The sequence below is a fragment of the Asaia sp. As-1742 genome (assembly GCF_011753235.1).
GTDB lineage: Bacteria > Pseudomonadota > Alphaproteobacteria > Acetobacterales > Acetobacteraceae > Asaia > Asaia bogorensis_B.
This window is the reverse complement of sequence record NZ_VWWA01000013.1, coordinates 38,235-61,157: the sequence shown is the minus strand read 5'-3', so window position 1 is coordinate 61,157 and position 22,923 is coordinate 38,235. Positions and strand designations below refer to the sequence as shown.

Annotated in this window: 18 protein-coding genes; 6 read left to right on the top strand and 12 right to left on the bottom strand. The window is 59.1% G+C overall.

The annotated features are described in order from the left end of the window. The first annotated feature begins 346 nt into the window (after window positions 1-346). The 6 genes from F3J08_RS14330 (at window position 347) to F3J08_RS14300 (ending at window position 11,814) form a co-directional block, all read left to right on the top strand. A complete protein-coding gene (locus tag F3J08_RS14330) occupies window positions 347-1,396 on the top strand; it encodes a glycosyl hydrolase family 8 (RefSeq protein WP_166930854.1) in 1,050 nt (349 codons plus the stop codon). A gap of 506 nt (window positions 1,397-1,902) precedes the next feature. Then, a complete protein-coding gene (locus F3J08_RS14320; RefSeq protein ID WP_122039657.1) occupies window positions 1,903-2,673 on the top strand; it encodes a cellulose synthase operon protein YhjQ/BcsQ in 771 nt (256 codons plus the stop codon). A gap of 13 nt (window positions 2,674-2,686) precedes the next feature. Beyond that, window positions 2,687-7,375, top strand: coding sequence for a UDP-forming cellulose synthase catalytic subunit (gene bcsA, locus F3J08_RS14315; protein ID WP_370458748.1), 4,689 nt, complete (start codon window positions 2,687-2,689; stop codon window positions 7,373-7,375). Further along, on the top strand, window positions 7,365-11,063 hold the full coding sequence (locus F3J08_RS14310) for a cellulose synthase subunit BcsC-related outer membrane protein (protein ID WP_166930848.1): 3,699 nt from the start codon (window positions 7,365-7,367) through the stop codon (window positions 11,061-11,063). Before bcsA ends, F3J08_RS14310 begins: the two co-directional genes overlap by 11 nt. Beyond that, window positions 11,060-11,482 (top strand): cellulose biosynthesis protein BcsD, encoded by a 423-nt coding sequence (gene bcsD / locus F3J08_RS14305; protein ID WP_166930846.1) that lies wholly within the window; start codon window positions 11,060-11,062, stop codon window positions 11,480-11,482. The genes F3J08_RS14310 and bcsD overlap by 4 nt, the downstream gene beginning before the upstream one ends. A 149-nt stretch (window positions 11,483-11,631) precedes the next feature. Beyond that, a complete protein-coding gene (locus F3J08_RS14300) occupies window positions 11,632-11,814 on the top strand; it encodes a hypothetical protein (protein WP_166930844.1) in 183 nt (60 codons plus the stop codon). A 110-nt stretch (window positions 11,815-11,924) separates the two neighbouring features. Here the strand turns inward: F3J08_RS14300 and F3J08_RS17575 are convergent, their stop codons facing one another. From F3J08_RS17575 to F3J08_RS14240, 12 genes are read right to left on the bottom strand one after another with little or no spacing between them, the layout of a single operon-like run. Then, window positions 11,925-12,263, bottom strand: a complete 339-nt coding sequence (locus F3J08_RS17575; protein WP_166930842.1) for a winged helix-turn-helix transcriptional regulator — start codon at window positions 12,261-12,263, stop codon at window positions 11,925-11,927. A 54-nt stretch (window positions 12,264-12,317) separates the two neighbouring features. Then, on the bottom strand, window positions 12,318-13,136 hold the full coding sequence (locus tag F3J08_RS14290; RefSeq protein WP_166930840.1) for a type II secretion system protein GspK: 819 nt from the start codon (window positions 13,134-13,136) through the stop codon (window positions 12,318-12,320). Then, a complete protein-coding gene (gene gspD / locus F3J08_RS14285; RefSeq protein ID WP_166930838.1) occupies window positions 13,133-15,532 on the bottom strand; it encodes a type II secretion system secretin GspD in 2,400 nt (799 codons plus the stop codon). The genes F3J08_RS14290 and gspD overlap by 4 nt, the downstream gene beginning before the upstream one ends. Beyond that, the gene (locus tag F3J08_RS14280; RefSeq protein ID WP_166930836.1) at window positions 15,529-16,035 is read right to left on the bottom strand and encodes a general secretion pathway protein GspN; all 507 of its coding nucleotides are present in this window, start codon (window positions 16,033-16,035) and stop codon (window positions 15,529-15,531) included. The genes gspD and F3J08_RS14280 overlap by 4 nt, the downstream gene beginning before the upstream one ends. Next, window positions 16,032-16,655, bottom strand: a complete 624-nt coding sequence (gene gspM / locus F3J08_RS14275) for a type II secretion system protein GspM (protein WP_122039541.1) — start codon at window positions 16,653-16,655, stop codon at window positions 16,032-16,034. The genes F3J08_RS14280 and gspM overlap by 4 nt, the downstream gene beginning before the upstream one ends. Beyond that, the gene (locus F3J08_RS14270) at window positions 16,652-17,725 is read right to left on the bottom strand and encodes a PilN domain-containing protein (RefSeq protein WP_166930834.1); all 1,074 of its coding nucleotides are present in this window, start codon (window positions 17,723-17,725) and stop codon (window positions 16,652-16,654) included. Before F3J08_RS14270 ends, gspM begins: the two co-directional genes overlap by 4 nt. Window positions 17,726-17,744: 19 nt before the next feature. Beyond that, window positions 17,745-18,347 carry a prepilin-type N-terminal cleavage/methylation domain-containing protein gene (locus F3J08_RS14265; protein ID WP_166930832.1) on the bottom strand — a complete coding sequence of 201 codons (603 nt, stop codon included), beginning with the start codon at window positions 18,345-18,347 and terminating at the stop codon, window positions 17,745-17,747. After that, a complete protein-coding gene (locus F3J08_RS14260; RefSeq protein WP_166930830.1) occupies window positions 18,344-18,754 on the bottom strand; it encodes a Tfp pilus assembly protein FimT/FimU in 411 nt (136 codons plus the stop codon). The genes F3J08_RS14265 and F3J08_RS14260 overlap by 4 nt, the downstream gene beginning before the upstream one ends. Further along, entirely contained in the window at window positions 18,751-19,179 is a 429-nt protein-coding gene (locus F3J08_RS14255) for a prepilin-type N-terminal cleavage/methylation domain-containing protein (RefSeq protein ID WP_166930828.1), read from the bottom strand. Before F3J08_RS14255 ends, F3J08_RS14260 begins: the two co-directional genes overlap by 4 nt. Further along, window positions 19,163-20,428 (bottom strand): type II secretion system F family protein, encoded by a 1,266-nt coding sequence (locus tag F3J08_RS14250; RefSeq protein ID WP_166930826.1) that lies wholly within the window; start codon window positions 20,426-20,428, stop codon window positions 19,163-19,165. Before F3J08_RS14250 ends, F3J08_RS14255 begins: the two co-directional genes overlap by 17 nt. Before the next feature lie 22 nt (window positions 20,429-20,450). Next, window positions 20,451-22,148, bottom strand: a complete 1,698-nt coding sequence (locus tag F3J08_RS14245) for a GspE/PulE family protein (RefSeq protein ID WP_166930824.1) — start codon at window positions 22,146-22,148, stop codon at window positions 20,451-20,453. After that, window positions 22,141-22,920: an A24 family peptidase gene (locus F3J08_RS14240; protein ID WP_166930822.1), complete on the bottom strand. Its 780-nt coding sequence runs from the start codon at window positions 22,918-22,920 to the stop codon at window positions 22,141-22,143. Before F3J08_RS14240 ends, F3J08_RS14245 begins: the two co-directional genes overlap by 8 nt. Window positions 22,921-22,923: the final 3 nt, after the last annotated feature.

Sequence of the window (22,923 nt, the reverse complement as noted above, 5' to 3'; positions counted from 1 at the left end):
CGAGCTGTGTAACAGACACGAGGCGTCGTCGACTCCGAAAATCCTTGTCTCGTGCAGACGCAGTTAGTCTGTTGAATGGTAGCAATTTCGCAATACCAGTCGGTGTACCATTGGCCAGTGCCCTGCGGTACCCACGAGCGAAAACGAATCTCTGACGGCTCTGGTGGTGCATAATTAACGGTATTTCCCGAGCAAGATTCCGAATAACGACCTTAATGTTAAGATTACCTGTCAACTCGCTCAAAATCGACCGCGTTCAACTCGACTATTGACGTATTGCGTCCGAAAATAGCAAGGTGTTGTTGTGCTTCGTTATAACAATGTTGAAAATGTCGAGAGATCGTTAATGTTTCGTTCCATGGTCAGGCGTCAGTTTTGCCGTGACTCCCTCGTCCTATCTGCCGGTTTCTCGGCGACGGGAAATGCTTTCGCGCAGACACAGGGGCTGGGGGATCCCGACTGGGAACTATACAAGAAGCGTTTTCTGCGTCCTGAGGGTCGTATCGTTGATACGGGTAATCACGATGTTTCCCACTCAGAAGGGCAGGGCTACGGCCTGCTATTTGCCTCGACGTTCAACGATCAGATTGCTTTTGATAAAATCTGGAACTGGACAAGGGAAAACCTGAAGCACAAAGACGGCAATCTACATAGTTGGCGTTGGACTCCGACCGCTCCGCATGTGACTGACACGAACAATGCCACTGATGGCGACCTCATGATTGTATGGGCGCTGCGACGCGCAGCGATTTTGTGGCGGTCCGAAAGCTATCTCGATCAGGCAAAAGCGATCGTGCGCGATCTCGCACAGAAATGCGTACGCAAGGTGGGGAGCAGAGTTGTCCTGATGCCCGGCATGAAGGGGTTTGACCGTCCCAAATCCACGATCGTCAATCTATCTTACTACCTCATGCCTGCACTCGATCGTGCCGCACTTCTCGATCCCGACGGTCCCTGGAAAACCGTGATCGAACACGGTCAGCAATTGCTCCAGGCCAGTCGCTTTGGACTGTGGGGGCTTCCACCTGACTGGCTTGCCATCGACCGGAAGTCAGAGCGTCTTGTTCCTGCTTCGAACTATTTTCCACGCTTTTCCTATGATGCGATACGCATCCCGCTCTATATGAAGTGGGGCAAGCGCATGCCTGCTTCCCTGACCCAATCGCTCTACGCCGTAAGCCAGAATTATTCCATGACTGCGTTGCCAGCCTGGATAGACCTGATGACCGGAGAGCGTTCGCCCTACAATGCCCCCCCGGGGTTCAGGGCGGTTTATCTTGTCGCCCTCAATGGGGCGGACGCTTTGCCTGACCTCCCTGAACTGAAGGAGAGTGATGACTACTACTCATCATCGCTCACACTGCTTTCAAGAATCGCATCTATGGAGCTGGTTTGATGCCTGATACTTTCAAGATACTCCAGGAATCATTTTCTGATCCGGTGACGATTAATGGAGACGGAGAATTCCACGACTTCAATGCATTGTCGCGTATCGCTGCGGCAGAGCCTGCCCCCGAAGCCGTGGCGCCCAGATCCTCTACCCCTGAACAGTCTGCACCTACGTACAGAAAGGCGGAAGAGGTACCTGTTTCGTCATTTTCCTCACCTGCTCAATCGGCCACGCCATCGGATGAGGTAGTCCAGACCGCTCGTGACCATGCGAGATCAACGGCAAATTCAGCAACCTCGATACCACCTGGAGACGTTCGTTCTGTGGCCCCACAACCATCCAGAGGCGAGAAGGGGGTGGCTGATGCTGGATGGCGCGAACTTCCGCTGTCCGATCTGTTTGGTCGTCTTCGATCCCGCGCATCAGTGGGGAGTGAAACAGCAAAGCGGCTACACGGAATGTTTCGGCACTGATACGGTTTTCCTGCGGGTTTTAGGAAGTAATAAAGAAGTATGACCCTTATCTGTGTAGCCTCTCCAAAGGGTGGTGTTGGAAAAACCATGGTAACTGCGCATCTGGCTGACGAAATTCGTCGTGCCGGGATGTCGCAAGTTGTGGCGATAGATCTCGACCCTCAGAATGCCCTCAGGTTGCATTTCGGAGTTCCCATGTCCCATCGTTTCGGCCTGTCGAGTTGCATTGCGACGGGGCGTAGTTGGGGGGAGGCGAGATTACTGACGTCGAATGATATCCAGCTATACCCTTTCGGTTCACAGCCCCTCCAGGCACAGGCAAACTTCGAGCATGCAATAAGGCTGCGGCCTGATCTTATCGCTGCCGAAATCGAGCAACTGAGCGAGAGGGAGGATACAGTCGTTATCGTCGATACGTCTCCAGGTTATTCTACGGCATTTGCATCGATACTGCCACTGGCGGATATGGTTGTATCTGTGATGACGGCGGAGGCATCCTGCATCTCCCTTTTACCGGATATTCACTCTGCGAGTTGCTACGGGATTCCTCCCGCCGATAACGCGCATTTCGTTCACAGGGTTGTCGTTAACCGCTTCGATCCGCTCAATCGCGTCGGCTCCATGGCCATGCCGCAGATTGTTCGTCGTCTTGGTCCAATGCATCTCGGAACGATTTGCCGCGACGAACATGTGGGCGAGGCGTTTGCGAGCCAGCGACTAATACAGCACTACGCCCCGTACTCCCGTGCGGCTGCAGATCTCGAGTTGATCGGCACGAGACTGCTCCAGACAATCAACAGCCTGCATTGAGGCAAAAGCGCAGATGAAAAACATCAGGCGCGTTGTCGCCCTAATGGAATCGTGGATCGATGATGCGGATCATTCTGCTGGCCGAACATTGGTTCGGACGAGCCTGGTCGTATTCGCCATACTATGCATGGTGATAGCCGCCTTCGTGCATCTCAATCTTGCCGGGCAGACGCTTGTCTGTGTGTTTGGTATCGCGCTCTTCATGCTCGTCAACCGGCATCCTGGCCCGCGCGCTACCCTCGTGCTCAAGGGTCTCTCGATCATCGTTTCACTGCGCTATCTTAGCTGGCGGCTTACTGAAACACTCAATTTCAGCACATGGACACAATCCGTGCTCGGCACTGTTCTGGTGATTGCCGAGATCTATGCTTTCGTCATGCTCATCCTGAGCTATTTCCAGACGCTTCATCCCCTTGAGCGCAAAGTTACGCCCATGCCCGCGGATGTTGCAGCCTGGCCTAGCGTCGATATTTATATTCCGACATATAACGAAGAACTGCGCATTGTCAGGCAGACAGTCCTCGCGGCGATGGGGATTGACTGGCCGGATGATAGAATCAACGTATACCTTCTTGACGACGGGCACCGCGAAGAGTTCAGGGAATTCGCTGAATCCTGCGGCGCAGGTTATATAGCCCGTTCCGAACACAATCACGCCAAGGCCGGCAATCTGAATCACGCAATGCAACTCACGAAAGGTGAGCTGATTGCAATTTTTGACTGCGATCATATCGCAAGCAGAACATTCCTTCAGGAGACAGTCGCGCCGTTTCTCCTCAAGCCCCATCTTGCTCTTATCCAGACCCCCCATCATTTCTACTCACCCGATCCGTTTCAGCGCAATTTCTCACACGGGGCGATTGTTCCCCCCGAGGGAAATCTCTTCTACGGTCTTATTCAGGATGGTAACGATTTCTGGAATGCAACCTTCTTTTGCGGCTCCTGCGCCGTAATTCGACGCGCTGCCCTAGAGGAAATCGGTGGCGTGGCTGTCGAGACGGTGACAGAGGACATGCAGACAGCGCTCAAATTGCAGCGCCGTGGCTGGTCAACAGCTTATCTGGCGAAGCCCCTTGCTGCGGGCCTTTCGACCGAACGTCTGATTTTGCATGTGGGCCAACGCATGCGCTGGGCTCGCGGCATGCTGCAAATCCTTCGGCTTGATAACCCCCTTACGGGTCCCGGCCTGACTTTTGCTCAACGCCTTTGTTATTTCGCTGCTATCGCGAGCTTTCTTTTCGCCATACCACGCCTCATCTTTCTGACGTCGCCAATGGCATATCTGCTGTTCAACCAGACCCTGATTGATGCCTCACCGTTTGCCATTGCTGTGTATGCCGTTCCTCATCTTGTTCATAGCGTCCTGACATCGGCCCGCACCAATCGAAACTGGCGCTACTCGCTCTGGAGTGAGGTGTATGAGACGACGCTCGCCCCTTTTCTCGCGCGAGTGAGCATCATGACACTCATCTTCCCACGCCGCGGTAAATTCAACGTTACAGAAAAAGGGGGATTACTCGATCGTTCGTATCTGGACTGGAGCGCGATCTATCCGAATGTCTATCTTGCAATCGCGCTTTTCGTCGCATTTGGCGTCGGGGTGTATCGACTTGCACATACGCACAACGATACGATCGTCACAAACGCTCTACTGATGAACATTCTCTGGATTGCTGTCAGTATTGTCATTGTGCTGGCGGCCATTTCGATCGGTCGGGAGTCTATGCAGATTCGCCGCAGCCACCGCGTTGATATGATTGCACCTGTGACGGTGTGTACTGCGGATGGCCGTATGTTCCAGTATACGAGCGAGAACATGTCCAACGGCGGTGCCATGCTTCACGGCCATGCGCCAGTAGACGCATTGCCCGACGGTAGTCCGATCACCCTGATCGCAGCGGATCGGTCCGAAACCTATGCACTTCCCGCGAAAGTCATTCGCGCCACGTCACAAGGCACGCTCGCTATCAGCTGGGCCACGACAACCATTTTACAGGAGGCCCAGATCGTGCGCATCATCTTCGGTCGGCGAGACGCATGGACCAGTTGGGCTGACTACAAACCTGACAGTCTGCCACGTTCTATCCTGTTGCTGCTGCGGAGCATTGTGGATCTCTTCAAGCCTGCGACCTTCCGCAAAAAGAGAGCATCCGTCGCTCTCAAGCCGCGCATTGCACAATCCGTTCCTCAAAAAACGGCTGTCGTTGTGCGCCCCAAGGCCGGTCTGATAAAAGGGATTGTTCTGTGTGCAAGTGTCGGGATGGCTCTGGCTATTCAGGATGCAAGAGCGCAGCAGGGTCCTTCGGATCTTCCGATGCCAGCCGGCGCGGGCAGCCTGCCCGGATCCGTGCAAACACCGTCAGCATCGTCCCAAGCGATGGCTCCATCGGGTGTGCCCTCGCAAAACATCGCGCCCGTGGTTCATCCGCAAGCTTCACCGGAACTACAGCCTGCGACACCCGCTGCGGGCAATTCGTCACTGGAGTCGGGAGAAGGCGTTCGCCCGCAAATGGGAGACAATATGCTAGTCCCAGGTCGGGACGAACTGGAAAATGCCAGGACGACGTCATGGAGTTTCAGTCAGCTGGGCAGTGCTGATACACTTATCATGACCCCCTGGATTCCGATCCAGGGCCTGGATTTTGGCATCCCTTCTTCCGATGTCGTCACTGCCGCGACACTTACCCTTCATGGCTCGATGTCGCCCGACATGCTACCTGCCGGGAGTGGCGTGACTATTTTCCTTAATGATCAGTTCATCGGAGTTATTCATCCTGATAAGGCCAAGCCTCAGTTCGACGGGCTTTCCTTCACGATAAATCCGCTCTTTTTCAGGGAGCACAATGTCCTGACCTTCCACTTCGCCGGGCAATACACGCTCAGCTGTGGAGACCAGACCAGCGCGATGCTCTGGGCGAAAGTGCTGGGACAGTCCAGCCTCTCCATCACCTCGGCCCCCTTGCCGCCGTCGCGCGATCTGGCGGCGCTACCGGCGCCCTTTTTCAATGATGCTGTTCTGACGCCTGCGCGGATCCCTTTTGTGATCGCCCGGCAGAGCTCAACTCATACCCTGGAGGCGTCGGCCACGCTCGCTTCATGGTTCGGCGCCCTGAGCGACTATCGTGGAGCTTCTTTCCCCGTGCTTTCGCAATTACCTCCAACAGGTGGGGCGGTCGTTGTCGGCCCGGCATCGGAGCTCGGCCAGATCCTTGCAGGCCAGCCCCCCGTGTCAGGACCCACCGTTCTTGAGACGGTCAACGCCAATGATCCTTTTGGGGCAATCCTTGTCATAACGGGGCGTACAGACGATGAGGTGCTCGCCGCTGCTCGTTCCGTGGCGTTCTCCAGCAAGGGCTTTCCCCACCAATCTCGCATAAATGCGCCAACCGTCAGCATCGAGCCGCGCCGGCCATATGATGCCCCGGGGTTTGTCTCCCGCAGTCAGCCCATACGTATCGGCGATCTGATCTCGCTATCGACATTGCAGGGTTACGGGTCCGTGCCGGGTACCATTTCTGTACCTTTCCGCACAACCCCGGACATCTATACGTGGCGCTCTCATCCACTGAGCATGCATTTTACGGTGCGCGGTCCGCTGGGTACCGAGATCGACCGCCAGCGCTCTCATGTAGATGTCAGCGTCAATGGTATCTATCTGAAGAGCGTCTCGCTCGCGCCGCCCTCGGAACTGCCGAACTGGCTTCGTCGCCTGTGGCCCGATGCTTCCCGTGCACAATCCGCCCACGTCTCAATCCCGCCTTGGGCGATTTATGGCGCCAATACGCTCGGCTTCTATCTTGAGAGCCGTCCCGTTGGCAGGCGCGATTGCAGCGGTATGACGCAAGACCTGCGTATGAGCATCGATCCTGACTCCACCATCGATCTCACACGCGCCTATCATTACACCCAGCTTCCCAATCTTGCCTATTTCGCTAATTCCGGCTTTCCCTTTACCCGGATGGCTGATCTCTCCGACACGGCAATCGTCGTGCCCGCCAATCACTCGGAAGGTGTTGAGTCTGCCTTTCTCGATCTGGTCGGGATGATCGGCGCGTCTACCCGTTTCCCGGTGTCAGGACTGACAGTTCTTCATGCTGATGCCGTATCGGAGACTGAGACCCGGAACCTGATCGTGATGGACACGTCCCTCACATCGCCATCTGTCGAGCGCTTTCTCCGCGGAACGCCGTACAGCTTTTCGGGCACAACACTGAATTACACCCGGTCCGGCATTCTGCAACCCTTCCGCCTCCTTGCGCGATCGATGAATGGTAGTGATGACGGAGGGCAGGCGAGCACATTGCAAGCCCTCGGGGCTACAACTTCGCTCGGTGACGGGGGAGCTCTGATCGAACGTCACTCCCCATTCTCGTCAAATGCCACAATGCTTCTGATGCTTAGTGAAAACCCACAGGGGCTGGAGCGCCTCATACAGGCGATGCGCAACCCCAAGACCCAGCCCATGATCCAGGGTGACCTGACGCTGATCAACGGGACGCATATCCTGGCTACGCGAAACCTGTCGACTTATCCGATCGGTTCAGTACCATTCTGGTTCTGGCCCGATCTCTATCTTGGTGATCACCCGTTTCGCGTCATCCTGCTCGCCGTTGTCGGCGTGGGCCTAGGCGTTCTGATCCTGTTCCGGGTTCTAACCAATCATGCACGACGTCGCGCCAGGGAATTGCATCGTGATCGCTGAACGCACAATGTTTTGCAGGCTCGCACTTCGAGCCATGCTTCTCGCCAGTATTGCCTCGGGCCAGGCTTTCGCTGATGGAGTGCCGGCAACAAACTCATTGTCTCTGGATACCAGCAAGATCCTTCCGGGAGTGGTGAAACGGGCTCGATACTGGTTCGAGCATGGTCGTATGGACGATGCGCGCATCGCGCTTAATCAGGCTAAGCAGCTGGCCCCCTCCGACCCGGACGTTCTTGTGCTGGAGGGCCAAATGAGCCTTCAGCAAGGCGATATTGCTGCGGCACATCGGATTCTAAAGCAGATACGCGATCACAGTAACGATCCGGATGCGGGGCGATTGCTTGATATGGATCTCCAGGCGCGTTCTGCACCTGGGGCTGATATCCAGAATGCCAGAGCCCTCGCGCAGCGCGGTGCGACAACGCAGGCGGCTGCGGCCTATCTGAAGGCCTTTCCAGACCGTCCCCCATCGCTTTACGCGCTCGAGTACTATCGTACTCTTGCTGGTGTGCCTGCGGAACGTGAAAAGGCGCAGCATGGTCTGGCAAAACTCGTTGCGGGGGCCCCAAACAACATTGAGTATCAGATTGCCTATGCCCAGTCTCTTGTCTGGGACGAGAAGAACCGTGTAATCGGTATCCAGCGTCTGGAAGCGCTGGCGAAAATGTCAGGCCTTACAGAAGCACAGCGCCAGCAGATAAACTCCACAGCGAGACAATCTGTTCTCTGGCTACCCGCCACAGCCTCGTCAGATTCAGTAATAAGCTCCTACCTGGCTTCACATCCTGAAGACAAGGACATTCAGGCCCTGCGCGGGCGAGCACTGGGCCAGACACTCAAACCATTCGAAATCGAACGTCAGAAAGGCTGGGATGCCCTCCGGGCCGATAATCTGCAGGCTGCCGTCGTCTCATTCCGGCAGGCACTGACGACAGCGCCTAATGACCCTGATACCCTGGGCGGGCTTGGCGTTACATTGCTGCGTCAGCATCGCGACGCAGAAGCCAAGACTTATCTGGATCGTGCCATGGAGGCAGATCCGTCATCCGCAGCACGCTGGAAAGCTGCCGAGAGCGGTGCCGTGCTCAACGATTCCTACGCCAAAGCGAACTTTCTTTTCAATCATGGACGATATGAAGAGACGCTTGCGCTGATCAATCCTATGATCAGACAGTCGCCGGGACAATCGTGGCTCCGCGCTATGCGCGCTGACATCCTGGAGCGAACGGGTCGACGTGACGAGGCTATTGCCGCCTATGAATCTCTCATCGCGGCAGAACCGCGCAATGCCTCGTATCGTGAACGACTAGTGCGCGCACTGATCGAGGATCATCGTTATGACGAGGCCAGTTCAGCACTTGCCCAAAGTCCGATCGCGAACCCGCAGCTCAAGGCCCTGATCTATGATCGTCAGGCGGACCTGGCTTCAACGCAAACAGATCGGCTCGCGATCTTCCAGCGTGCTGATCAGGAGAACGCGCTGTCTCCGTGGTCACGGCTGCATTACGCGCAGGCCTTGCTCGCCGAGAACCGTCGCGCCGATGCTGAGCAGGTCATGGCACCGCTGACGCAAGGTAGAGAACCGGGCGATCCTGCTGCCCTTCAGGCTGCCCTGTTTTATGCCGCGCAGACGGGGGATGAGAGTGATATCGCCAGATTGCGGGCGCAGGTCCCGGAGCGGTCGATGACTGCCGATCTGCGCCGGGTGCTCCGACAGGCCGATTTGCGAGCACAGGTGTCAAACGCGCCAACCGACCCTGACTCGGCACGTTTCTATTTCGCCCATCTGCTTGATCAGGGTGACCCTGATGGCAGTCTCGCCCAGCTTGTCGCGACAACGCTCTATGATCGCGGCGACCGTTCTGGCGCATCGCAAATTCTTGATCTGCAACTCGCTCGTGATGGCGGACGTCTCACCTCTGCCCAGAAGCTCGCCTATGCAGGTGCCTATCTGCATATGCACGATCTTGAGCGGGCGAGGCGGCTATCAGCATCGTTGAAAAGCGCATCGCTCGACGCCACGCAGTCGGCGCAGCTCGCCCAGATCGATACAGGTCTGGCGGTGGCGACGTCGGATCATCTCAACGATCAGGGTAAGCGTGCCCAGGCCTACGAGGCACTCGCGCCTGCACTGGACAGGCAGAACCCGCCGGTTGCAGCGAATCTCGCCCTTGCTCGCCTCTACAGTTCGGGTGGGCAATACGCGCAGGCCTATCAGATCACCCTGCAAGCAGTACAGCATGATCCCAGTGATCTTGATGCGCGGCTGGCTCTGGTCCAGACCTGTATTTCGATGCACCGCTATGCCGAGGCGAGCGGCTATGTTCAGCAGATGAATGCGATAGCTCCCTCAGACCCGAGGAGCTGGTACGCTGCAGCGCAGCTTGACCGCGCCCGAGGCAATATCCGTGCAGCCGTACGAGAGCTCGCACAAGCCCGTCTGCTGCGGGTCGAGCAGATCGCACCGAGTCATGAATCCTATATGAGGCGGGCCAATCCCTTCGCCAGCGAGGATGTTGCGGTGCAGGATCGCCAGACGGATCCGTTGATCCGTCAGATGGATGCCGACCTGACGCAGATCAGTGACAGCATGGCCGCTTCAGTCACCATCTCGCCCGGTATCGACAGCCGTTCGGGATCGGGCTTGAACGGGCTTGGCAATGTGACGACCGATGTTGCCGGATCGTTAACTGTCGGGGGGGGGCATATCCGGCTCGCCGCAACACCTACTTTCCTGAACAGCCGGTCCTACCGCAGCGGCGATGTGAACGGGCCACGCAATATCGGGTATAATCCACTCAACACAGTGGTAGGTGGCCCGCTCAACCAGAGCAGCTCGCTGAACGCGACAGGCGTCGCACTATCGGCGCGATATGACTGGCGGTGGTTAACGCTTGATGCCGGGACATCGCCGCTCGGTTTTGCAGTGACGAATGTGCTCGGTGGAGTCAGTATAGCGCCACAGCTTGCCAGAAACACAATTCTGACGGTTGGGGTTGAACGACGTGCAGTGCAGGACTCACTCATTTCCTACGCTGGCTTGCGTGATGCCTCAGGCGCGACATGGGGTGGCGTCGTGCGTAACCGGCTGTATGCCCAGCTCGCCTATGGTGACGAAAATGCCTCCCTCTACATGCGCGGCGGTGGGTCGTACCTGACAGGGCGAAACACCCGCAGCAATACGGGCTATGAAGCCGGGGCTGGCGGACAGATCAAGGTCTGGGGGCAGGAACGGCCTGATCTTCAGCAAAACCTGCACGTTGGCATGGATCTCACCTGGTTTGGCTACGATCGTAACGAGTATCAATTTACATTTGGTAATGGTGGATACTTCTCACCGCAGAACTTCCTTGCTTTTACATTTCCTGTTACTTACGCTGGCACTTACAAGCAGATCGATTGGCGCCTGATAGGTCGTGCAGGATACCAGACCTATCACTCGTCGCGCTCTCAAACCTTCCCGGCCAGCTCAGACACGCAGGCTCTGCTTGCTAACGTTGCGCCGCTATATGCCTATCAGGATGGAAATTCTGCCAATGGCCTGACAGGTGGAATTTACGGTGCCATCGATTATCGCGTAACTCCAAACCTGAAGCTCAGCCTCAATGCGGATTACCAGAAGGCCGGGCCCTGGAATGAGGTGCGCGCCTTTGTTGCTGCAAAATATAGCTTTTTGGGGACGAAATGATTTCGCCTGATTTCTCACTTTTTATCCATTCTCTCGCAACCGAACTCGAACTTCAGGCCGGGGCGGAGGAGAGTGATGCACTTCTTTTCAGCATCGGCAAACGTGTGGCCGCGCGTCTACCCCTGCCACATTGCCATACCACAGCGTCCTTCGAGCTCGAATGCAACGCCATACTGGCGCTCATAGGCTGGGGGCGGATCGCACTTGAGTACGATCCGCAAAAAAATATCCTGCATTTATATATCAACGATCATCCACAGGTTGGGGCACTGGGGAAACCTTCCGGGACCTGGTTTGCCAGCTTCTACGCTGGAGCGCTCACCGCCTGGTTTGCTCAAACGGGCGAGACGGTGACGCTCCGCCATGTAACTGCGGCGAGTGGAAATGGGCTGGCATTCGCGGTTGATGCCCGCGACTAGGCCTTCAGGGTCGGCCCGCGATGATGTGATTGATGCATCTGTATTAAGACGCATCGATCTACAGCCCCTGTGCGTTTGGATATCGTGACGCGCCCCGACTGTATCAGGCGCGACCCGTGTTATCGACCCTCGCCAGAAGGAGACCATTCATGCGCGACACTCAAGAGGACAACGCCTTGCAAACAGAGATTCGATTGCTTGTCGAGGAGATCCAGAGTGACGCCGAGAAGCTGAATATCGTCGCCGATCGCTCCGCTATCAACGATGATCTCAAGCATGCGATCGCCAGTCTCGCCGATAAGATCAATGGATTACATTCCCTGATCAGGTGAGCACAGATATTCCCGCTTCGAGTTCACAGGTTCGATGTGAGGGAATGAACATAAGCCTCCTCGTTGGTGATGCCGTCACCCGGCGCATTGAAGAAGGCATCCGAAGGGTGTCAGCTGATGTTCAGCCTGGAGCGACACCTTCGGCCAGATCCTCCCCAACACAAATCCGGCCGCTCGAACTCACGAAGCTGCAGGGTTGGCATCTTCTGTGGGATATTCAGTAGCCGCTCTCGGATTGCATCGAAGCGCAACATGCGCTGAAGCAAGCGAAAGAGGATGACACCTTTCCATTTGCCGTCGATCAGCTGAAGCCCGGCCTTGAGGGCGCAGCGGAGGCTAAAATCAAGTGTCCGATGACAGATATGTGGTAGAACGGTATCTTGCTGAATACTACGGGCGCTGAATGTGCGTTCCGGCCGTGTCGGGGACCCGTAATAATTACGGGACAACCCGGCTTGAGGACGCGCATCATCTCCCTGCTGCGCGAACGCCGTTCGCGCGCGCTAATGTATCCAGCGTTGCTCGGATATGATCGCTGCCGGTGCAGCGCTGTCATTCATCAGAAGCAAGGCCTGACGGTAAGAGGCACCACCGTGTTCATCAGTCACGATGACGGTCGCGACGAAACTGGAAGCGTGCCTTTGGCTCCTGCTCGAAGCAGGCAGGGCAGGGAGGTTTGCGCGGGCCAGCGCCTTTCGGGTGACGGGGTCCGAGATCGGGGCGTGGAGTTCCTCAGGCTGGACAATCGAGAGATGCGGCCTCGTGCGAGCCAGGAGCAAAGGGGTCATGCCGGGCACAAGCGCCAGTTCATCTAGCGACTGGAACGGGGCATGGGGCGGCAGATAGCGTAACCCAAGGGCAAGATAGCGCTGTCGTTCATGCGGGTCCTGCGCCTGTGCCTGCCGACGCCATGAAACCATCTCCCGGGCGATCATTGCCGCCTGATCTGGCGTTGCACCGCATTCCACGAATAGCGCAGCGAGAAGTGGCAGGGGGGCAGTATTGGGATTGATCGTAGCGGCCTGAGTTGTGAGGCTTATACTGAGCTCAAGACCATCAATCCGGCTGACATGAGGTGTGCCGTCGAGTGGCCAGCGTGTGGCGATTGGCCCGCTCTCGTGAAAGACTGCGCTGGCGATACCGCCTTCAGCGAGTGTCTCCATACGGGCCGTGTCGCGCAGCAGCCGTGTTTCACGCAAGGCCGAGCCTGCGCTGGCGATGGTCATGGCCGTCAGCAGTGAGAGCCCCGCCAGCGCCCAGAGCACGATCACCAGCGCGAAACCGCGATCCGGTCTCTCCAGTGCTGGCTGCCTCGTGTTCACCGATCCAGACCGAGTTTCTCGCGCAGGCGTTTTTGCGGGTCGGCGCTGCCGGTCGTGTGCATCGACTTCATCTCGTCTGGCACATCGGCAGCATTGGGGTGAGTGTCGCGCAGATCTTCCATCAGGTTCACGGCGTCGCGCTGGTCATGGATGACGTGGGGCGTGATCAGGATCAGCAATTCGGTGCGTTGACGACTATTATTCTGGCTTCCCGCCAGAAAGCCCAGAACCGGGATGTTCTTGAGCCACGGGATACCGCTATTGGCGCGGGACGAGTTCTCGGTGATGAGCCCGGCAAGCCCCACTGTCTGCCCGTCCTGCACGACCACACGCGAATTGACCGAACGATCATTGAAAGTGGGATTGGCCGCGCTGCTGGTGTTGCTGGCTGCATTGGAACTGACAGAGCTCACCTCCTGTGACACATCCAGCGTGACGAGGCCGCTCTGGCTGACATGGGGGGTCACCTCCATGATCACGCCGGTAGGCTGATAGGTGAACTGGTTATAGACGGAAGTCCCGATTGTGCTGGATTGCGAGCCGATCTGCACGGGTACCAGCTGCCCGACCTGAAGCCGTGCTGCCCGGTTATCCTGTACCATGAGCTGAGGCGAGGATAGCACATGCACCGTGGTCACATTTTGCAGGGCATCGATAGCAAATGGCGCCCCGCCACCGCTTGCCCCGCCGATGATGAAGCCGGGCAGGGTGTGGCTGAACGCGGCCGTGGCGAGTGTGCCGGCCGTGATGGTCTGGCTGTTGGTGCTCAGCACGCCATTGATGCCGCCAGACTTGAAGAAGAACTGCGTGCCGTATTGCAGGGCGTCATTGAGCTGCACCTCGGCGACAACAGCGTCGATACGCACCTGGAGCGGCATGACGTCGATACGGCGCAGCATCTGCTCGATCGTATCGCTTTCCTGATCCGTGGCATGAACCAGAATGGCGTTATGCTGGGCGTTCGAGAGGATACGCAGTGTGTCGGTATTGTGGTCTCCGCCGCCTGAGCTGTCGAGCCCGCCCAGAAGCGGATTGTTGAGGGACGCATTGCCGCCAGCCTGACCTGCAGGGGCTGCCGTGTTCTGCCCTGTCTGGCCAAGAGGGTTCGTGCCGGTGCCCCCCAGACCCCCGCCCAGACCACCCCCTGTAAGGCCGCCGCCGGTCAGCCCTCCGCCGTTCAGGCCGCCCCCGGTAAGCCCCCCCCCGGCGCCCCCAAGGCCGCCGCCATTCAATCCCCCTCCCATGCCAGTTTGTGCTGTCTGGCCATTGCCCGAACCGGGCGGTGTGGCTGTCACATTATCCGGGGTGAAGGCCTGCTGAAGCGTATAGGTCACGTCATTGACGCTTGAATTCTGCACGTAGAAAATATGCCAGCTTCTCACAGTTGCTCTGCGATGCTGCTCGATGACAGAAAACAGGCGTCTGGCATCCTCGATATAGCGCGCGTTGCGTGCCACCACGAGCACAGCATTGACACGGGCAAGGGGAAGGACGTCCACAAGCTTCGAGAGCGAATTACCGGCCCCGTGCAGCGCTGATTGCAGCGCGCTTGCCATGTCCTTCGCATTGCCTGAGTCGACAGGTAGAAGTGCATAGGACTGGCTGCTCAGCCAGTCCACATCGAAAGCATGAATGACCTCGACCAGCGCGTTGCGGGCCGAGGGGTCTCCGCTCACCATAAGGGCATTGCTGCTGTCTATCGCTGCAACGCGAGCGCCACCCTGCACGAAGGGCTGCAAGGCATGGGCAAGAGAACTGGCCTGTGCGTAGCGCAGCGGAACCATCAGGTCACCGCCCATCGAGAGGCTGTCAGCCATGCCCGCCAGCGCACCCTGCGCGGCACCCGGCGCCGACTGGCTGGGCACGACACGATAAAGGCCGTCACCATGCACCAGCACAGCATGAACCTGCGCCAGTATCACCTGCAGCGCTGGCAAAAGCTGGGCATTGGTCAGGGGTTCGCTGGTTCTGAGCGTCACCTGTCCACGCACGGCAGGATCGATAGCGTAATTGACGTGCAGGATGTCGTTGAGAATCTGCGAGACGGCATCGCGCACATCCGTATCGGCAAAGTTCAGCGAAACCTGACCGATACCTTCTGTGTCGCCGCTTCCGCGGAGGGTGGGAACGTTCGGGCGAGCGAGGCTGTAGCGCGCCTTGCCGGTCGGATCGTCCGATGAGAGGCGTCCCTCCTGCGGAATATCCTGCAATCCACCCAGCGGTATCGGGCCACCAAGGGGTTTGGGTTTGGGCACCGGCTTGTCGCATCCGGTCAGGCCAAGAGTCAGGCCTGCGGCCAGAGCAGTGAGGGCAAGACGCAGGGAGGCCTGTCTGCGGGCATCCTGTCTGCCGCGTGACAGAACGTGGGAAGGAAAGGCGCGGGGCAGAACGGTCATTGCGGCATACCTGGTGGAGAAGTGTCAGATGAGGCAGGAGGGGCGAAACGGGAGAGTTCATCGCGCGAGAAGGTCTCGGGCGGGTTTTCGCTTCGAGGGGCATGATCAGGCGTTGACGGTGCGGATGACCGGTCACGATCGGGGCGCATCAGCCTGTCCTGACCGGCCTCGCGAATGGTGATGGTGCCTTTTCCGATCGCAATAACCTGCCAGTTTCCAATATGACCCTGCAACGGTACGATAACGCCACGTTCCTGACCCGATATCATGAAAATGGCACGGCTGACTCCCCCATTTTCGATAATACCTGTCAGGCGGGGCGTACCAGCCAGGGCATTGCCAGTCGGGGAAGGGCGTCGCGTCGGGGCAAAGAGTGGACGGGCGAGGCTATGGTCCTGCCAGGCGGCCCGATCGGCTTGCGTTGGACCGGCGCAGAGCCCGGCATGGGGTATTATCAGAAAAGCACAAAGCATGACGCAGCGTTTAGGCAGGAGGGCTGTCATGGAGCTGTTTCCTTCGCGAGACGGGCCGGTAGCGCCATGTCACGGCGATAGGCAAAGACCCCCATGTCGCATGACAGGGCATCGGCGCTGCGACCCTCGTCTTCGGATGCATGGAGATGAAGCCCGTCCACGACGAGGGCCGGCGAGGCTTGTGCGAGGTCAGTGAGAAAATGAATCAGGGCTGGATAGGGAGCAGACAGCGTGATGTGCAACCCGATGCGCCGGTAACTGCCTTCCCTGATTGGGGCGAGCGTCTCGCTGCTGCTGATTTCGATGCCAGACTGGCTGGCGAGATGCGCCAGTTTGTCCTGCAATGTGGCACTCGCCATGGTGTCGCTCGCACCATCGATCAGTTGCGGTGCCGATGACGGACGGTGCGCTGCAGATTGACGCAAATGGGGCAGGATTTCCTGCAGATGGGCCATACGCTCCGCCGTCTGCTGCGCCAGGGCAATGCGGCTGGCGTACTGGCTGTAAACCCCGATCAGCGGGCCGACGATAACCAGCCAGACAAGGGCGACCGCCATCAGAAGGAGCATGAGGGCCAGCACGCGTCCCCTTCGCCCTTCTGGCAGATCATGAGACAGACGCATCAGCGCCAATGGGAGCCGTGTCCTCATGGTCTCGCTCCGGTATGGGGTGTGCCAACGAGATGACCAATTTCCGCTCGTATTGAAAACGCACTGGCATTTTGTCCTGCAAGGCGCGTGACGGGTGCGATAAAGCCAGGATTGCGAAGAACCGGCGACGTGCTAAGCCCCTGTATCAGCCCGGCGGGATCACGGGATTGCCCACTGATGAGCAGTTGGCCCTGCTTCAGGCTGAGATCGGTCAACCATGCGTCATCTGGCAACAGATCGGTCAGGGCGGCAATGATCTGCATCGGGTCACCAAGGCGCTGCCTCGCCCTGTTCACGATCCCTTCGCCCATGCGCCTGTCTTCAATCGTGCGACGCAACGCGCTGGCCTCCAGCGCCGGGCCGCGCAGCGCGTCAATCTGGCGTTCATATCCAGAAAGAACACGCGATTGATGCCACAATAGGCCCAGCAGGAGACACGCGAAAAGAGTGCATGCGCCGAGAGGCAATGCGAGACGTGGGTCGCTCAGACGGGTCACGAGAGGACGCGCAACAGGCTGTCTGATCAGGGCCCCGCCAGTCTCATCAGCAATGGCTTGCGGGTGAGCTTCCAGCAGGTGGAGACGCTCGAACAAAGGGCGTAGCGGTGCCTGTGGAACGACGGAGAGACGGAGCACGATCTGTCCGAGCGCCTCGTCGCGCCTGAGTACGATAAAGTCCCAGTAAAGCGCCTCGGCATCGAACGGCGTCAGGCGATCCATTTCATAGGCGAGAATGGCCGCGAGGTCCTGTTCTGCAGCGAGGGGAAGCGTAACATCGCGCTGCATGATCCGCCCTGCCGGCAGAACAAGCCTGATGGCAGCATGGCGTGCTTTGCCTTTGCGCAGGGCGCGATATTGCGCGCCGGTCTCGAGATCCAGCGTTTCCGACTGCCCTAGAGTTCCGATGATGATCCGGCTGCGCGGCTCGCGCAGATAGAGTGTCAGGGCGTCGTCAGTGGCGATGGCCTCAACCACCGGGCGTTGAACGGCGGCAAGCGCTGTCGTGACACGTTCCGGCAAAACGGCCCGGATCTGGCGCCACCACCAGACAAGGAAAGGCTGCATCACCATGTCTCCTTTTCCTTTTGCTTCACGGTAGAGGATTCAGGCGGGGTGCCACCACGATATCGGGCCAGTGGCGCGCATCGCCCGCCGCGAACACGAGACGCAGGCGCACCAGCTCGGGCAGGGTATTGCCATACCATGTCGGGCTCCAGTGCCCGGATGCGTAATAATGCCACTCCACGCCCTCGAGACCGCTCAGCAAGACCCGTTGTTCCACAGGCGTCGGGGGTTCGATCACATGCCGATAGGCTGACCACTGCAGCACGAACCGATGCGCGTCATCCACGAAAAGCGCCATGTTTGCCCGTCCTCCGCCGGAAATCGCCTCAGCCTGTGTTTGCAGGGCATGGGGCACGGGGCCACGCCATGTGAGGCGATGGTTCGTGCCCACGAGGAGCGGCCCCTCACGCCCATTACCTGCATCGGCACTGGCAACCACCTGCCTTACGAACCTGTCCACCGCATCCAGATCATCCTGTGCAGCCAGGGTCTGGCGTTGCTGCTCGAACAGGCGCGTGGCGGCATCGAAACCCTGACGCAGGACCAGCAGCACCAGAGAGAACACGACCAGAGCGATCAACAGCTCCAGCAAGGTGAACCCGGCCGCATCATCACGGCGCGGGGTCATGGCGTGCCCTCCGCCGGGCCGGAACACAGGCTGCTCAGAGTGACGGCGCGCTGTCCGGAAAGGGTAAAGGCGTCTGGCCATGATTCCGTTACGGTGACGTGGTAGAGGACAGTTCCTCCACGATGTTCAAGCGGGGTCATGGTGATACGCCATTGGAAATGGTGTCCGTCCTCGCCGCTCTGGGTAAAAGCACCGGGGGTCATGCCGTGACCGATGGCATCGAGATGTGACCGCGCCCGTGAGAGAGCCTCGCGCGTGGCGGTGGCGACGTGTCCTGCCGCAACGCCATCCAGCATGCCGCGATAGACGACCCCAAGCGTCAGCGCGACGATGATGAACGCAATCAGCACCTCAATGAGCGTAAAGCCGCCTTCGGAAGCAGGATGCGTGCCCTTTACCTCCATCATCCGCCGTGGCTTTCGATGGCACCGGTCAGCCAGTTGACGCCCAGTGTCATGCGGCTCGCCCCCCGGCTGAGCCCGAGCACAGGGCCCGATGCGCTGCCATCCGGGTAGAAGCGGAACACGCTCCTCGCATCTGGCGTGATCGTAATGGAGGGCAGGGCTCCCGCAGTTGCCGGGGTGGTGATGTAGCTTCCGGAAAGCGGGTTGATATCGAGCTCCTGGGCACGCCCCGTATAAAGCGCGCGGGCATGGGTCTCGCGCATCAGGGCGGCGATCTGTCGCGCCGCGTTACGCAGTTCGAGCCGTGCAGGATGCGAGGCGCCGTGTCGGACCACAATGGCGCCAATCATGCCCAGAATGACCAGCACGACCAGCATCTCGATCAGGGTAAAGCCGGACTCGGCCTGCGCTCTACTGGGCAAGGTCATTAAGGCTCAGCATGGCGAGGAGAAGCGAGGAGACGATGCCTGCCACCATCAGACCCATGACGATGGTAATGGCCGGGACCAGAAGGGTAACAAGGCGCTGAATGGCAATGCGGGCCTGATCTTCATGGATATCGGCGGCCCGGAGCGCCATGGGGCCGAGGCGTGCGGTTTCCTCACCTAGTTGAAGCAAATGGATCAGCCTTGTCGGAAAAATGCCAGCGGCGCCCAGTGTTGCTGACAGCCCCGCGCCCGAACGTGCGCTTTCAGCGGCTGTCTCGATGGCGGCGCTGGCGGCCTGATTGCCCAGCGCATCACGCACGATCCCCAGTGCCGGAAGCAGGGCAACGCCATTCACCAGTAGAGTGCCGAGGATACGGGCAAACCGCGCGGCCAGAATTTCCGAGACCAGACGGCCGAGCCCTGGCATACGCAGCAGCAGGCGGTCGACAGGGCGACGCAGGGCCGGGCGTTGCATGGCCAGACGCAGGCCCAAACCAGCCAGCAATACGATAACCAGCATGGCGAAGCCGTAATGACCGATTGCAGCGCCTGCCTCCGTCAGAAGGCGCGTGGAGGTCGGCAGGGTCGCGCCATTCTGCTCAAAAAGCGGCGTGAATTGCGGCAGGACCTTCGTGAGCAGTAATGTGACAGATCCGATAGCCGTCAGGGTGAGGATGGCGGGATAGATCATGGCCGATTGGACGGTGCTGATCAGCGCGCGTTCGCGTTCGAGTAGCCCGGCGAGCCGCTCCATGGTAGGGGCCAGATCTCCTGTGGCCTCAGCCGCCCGCACCATGCCGATATAGAGCGGGGGAAACCCACCCCGGCTCGTGGCAAGTGCCGAATGAAGCGCCTGTCCGTCACGGACCCTGTCCCGAACACTCTTCAGGACGCTGCCTATGCGGGGGGATGACGTGGTCTCGATCAGAAAACGCAGGGCACGATCCATATCCTGCCCTGCATCGAGCATGACAGCGAGTTCGCGTGTCAAATTGGCAAGTTCACCGCGCGTTACGCCGTGTCGCTTCAGGCTGAAGCCCTGCGCGCCAGAGCGCGGAATGGCTCCCGTGCCAGACGCGTGCGCAAACCTCGTGCGCCCTTTTACGCCTTTCTCCGCCACACCGACATGGATGGGCATGTAGCCCTGGCGACGCAGTTTCGCGACAGCGTCTTCCTGCGTGTCGGCCATGAGGGTGCCCTGCTGTGGGGTGCCCTGCCGGTCAATGACCCTGTAAAGGAATTCCGTCATGAGGGGGCTGCGCTCGCCACACTCAACCGACAGCGCGCACGCTACGCATGACTTCCTCGATGGTGGTCTGGCCATCAACGGCTGCACGAAGCCCTGAATCGAAGAGGGTTTCCATGCCCGCTGCGACGGCTGCACGCTCTATTGCGAGATGATCGGCTTTCTCGAAAACGAGTTTTTCAATGGCCTCATCGGGTTCGAGGAGTTCTGCGATTGCGAGCCTGCCCTTGAAGCCTGTATGGCGGCAGGAGGCGCAACCCGCCGCGTGATGAAGAGTGATCGGCTCCCCCGAGGTGAAACGATCGAGCTGCAATTCCTGAACCAGCGCCGCAGGTGGCGTGTAGGGCGTCTTGCACAGAGGGCAGAGGCGACGCACGAGGCGCTGGGCCAGAACGCCACGCAGCACTGCGGTCATGAGATAGTCCTCTACCCCCATGTCGCGCAGGCGTATGATGGCGGCGGATGCTGAATTCGTGTGCAGTGTGGACAGAACCAGATGCCCCGTCAGAGCTGCCTGCACGGCAATCTGGGCTGTCTCCCGGTCGCGTATCTCGCCTACCATGATCACATCGGGATCCTGACGCAGAATAGCGCGCAGCAGGGCGGCGAAATCCAGACCGATCTGCGGTTTGACCTGCACCTGATTGATGCCGCCAAGCTGATACTCGATCGGATCCTCGATCGTGACGATCTTGCGTGTGACGGCGTTGAGATCGGACAGGCCCGTATAGAGTGTTGTGGTTTTTCCCGATCCGGTTGGCCCGGTAACCAGAACGATGCCATTGGGCCGCTCGAGAAGCTTGCGCAAGCCCCCGACAATGCCGGGTTGCAGGCCCAGCGTGGCGTAATCGAAGACCGCGCCTGACCGATCGAGAACGCGCAGGACCAGCGTCTCGCCATAGAGCGACGGAATGGTGGACACGCGAAAATCGACTTCATGCCCGCGCACGGCAAGCTTGATCCGTCCATCCTGGGGCAGGCGTCGTTCGGCAATATCAAGGCGCGCCATGATCTTCACGCGTGAGAGCACGGCGGGCACAAGCTGGGCCGCCAGTGTTTCCGCCTCATGCAGGATGCCGTCATAGCGATAGCGCACACGCAGCCTGTCCTCGAACGGCTCGATATGGATATCCGAAGCCCTGGTCTCGACCGCACGATTGATGATCTGGTTGACCAGACGGATCACGGGTGCTTCCGAAGCCAGATCCTTCAGCCGTTCGGCATCGTCTTCAAGGGCATTGCCCTCTGCCTGCTCGGGTTCGGCCTCGCGGCTTTCATCCGGGTAGAGGCGGTCGAGCGCGGCTTCGAGTTCAACCGGGAGGGCTGCATGGGTTGCGATGGTCAGTCCCGTCGCCGCCTGCAGGGCCGCAGGCGTGAAACTGTCCAGCGGGTCGCGCATGGCGAGAGCCAGCGTGTTTCCCTCCAACGAGAGCGGCACAACATGCGCATCACGCAGGAAACGCGCCTTGAGCTGCCCGGTCAGCACCGGATCGGCCGGATAATGGTCAGCACCCGCAAGAGGAATATCGAGCAACTCAGCATAGGTTCTGGCCATGAGCGCTTCTGATACCAGGCCCAGCTGCAGCAGGATATGGTCGAGGCGACCACCGCTCTGCTCTGCGGCACGTGCAGCGCGGTCCAGCCCTCGATGGTCGCAATATCCTCTGTCGACCAGCAGGGCAGCTAACGCCTCGAGACGGCCGTCATGCTGACGCTCAGCCATAGGACTGCCCGATGATCTCGAGCAACCAGCCGCCCCAGAGGGCAAAGGCGAGCCCCGGGCCGAAGGGGATACGCGTCTGTGCGCTCAGGCTGGCTTTTCGCGTCAGCCACGCGCCAGCCAGTGTGACGACAGCGCCCACAAACACGATCTCGGGCAGGATGAATGGTCCCAGCCATCCGCCTCCTGCGGCAAGCAGCTTGGCATCGCCACCGCCAAGCCCGTCCCGCGCCCGCAACTTGCGATAAAGCAGCGCGACGCCGCCAAATGCGGCCCAGCCCAGTAAGGCAGCCAGACTGTGCAAATGAAAGTCGGCGCGACCATGCTGCGCTGCGAAGGCGAGCCCGATACCGAGAAAGGGGAGAGTCAGGTAATCCGGCAGGGTTGTGCTGCGCAAATCGATGGCTGCGAGCAACAGGAGCCACCAGCCAAACAGGCATCCCTGAATCATGAGATGAGTCAGGTTGAGACGATCTGGCGCCAAATGTACGGCCCAGTCAGCGGCCCCCGCAACAATCAGGGCCGCGACCTCCATCGCCGGGTGGAACGCATCAATAGCCGACTGGCAATAGCGGCATTTGCCACGCTGTATGGCGTAGCTGACCAGCGGTATGAGATCGCGGGTGCCAAGCACGCAATCGCAGTTCGGGCAGCGTGACCGGGTAAAGAAAGGCGAGCGCCCCTCTGGCAGCCGCCAGGCAAGCACACCGAGAAAGGACCCGATGAAGGGCGAGGCGATGACGAGGCCTGTATGGAGAGGGAGCGCGAAATTCATGGG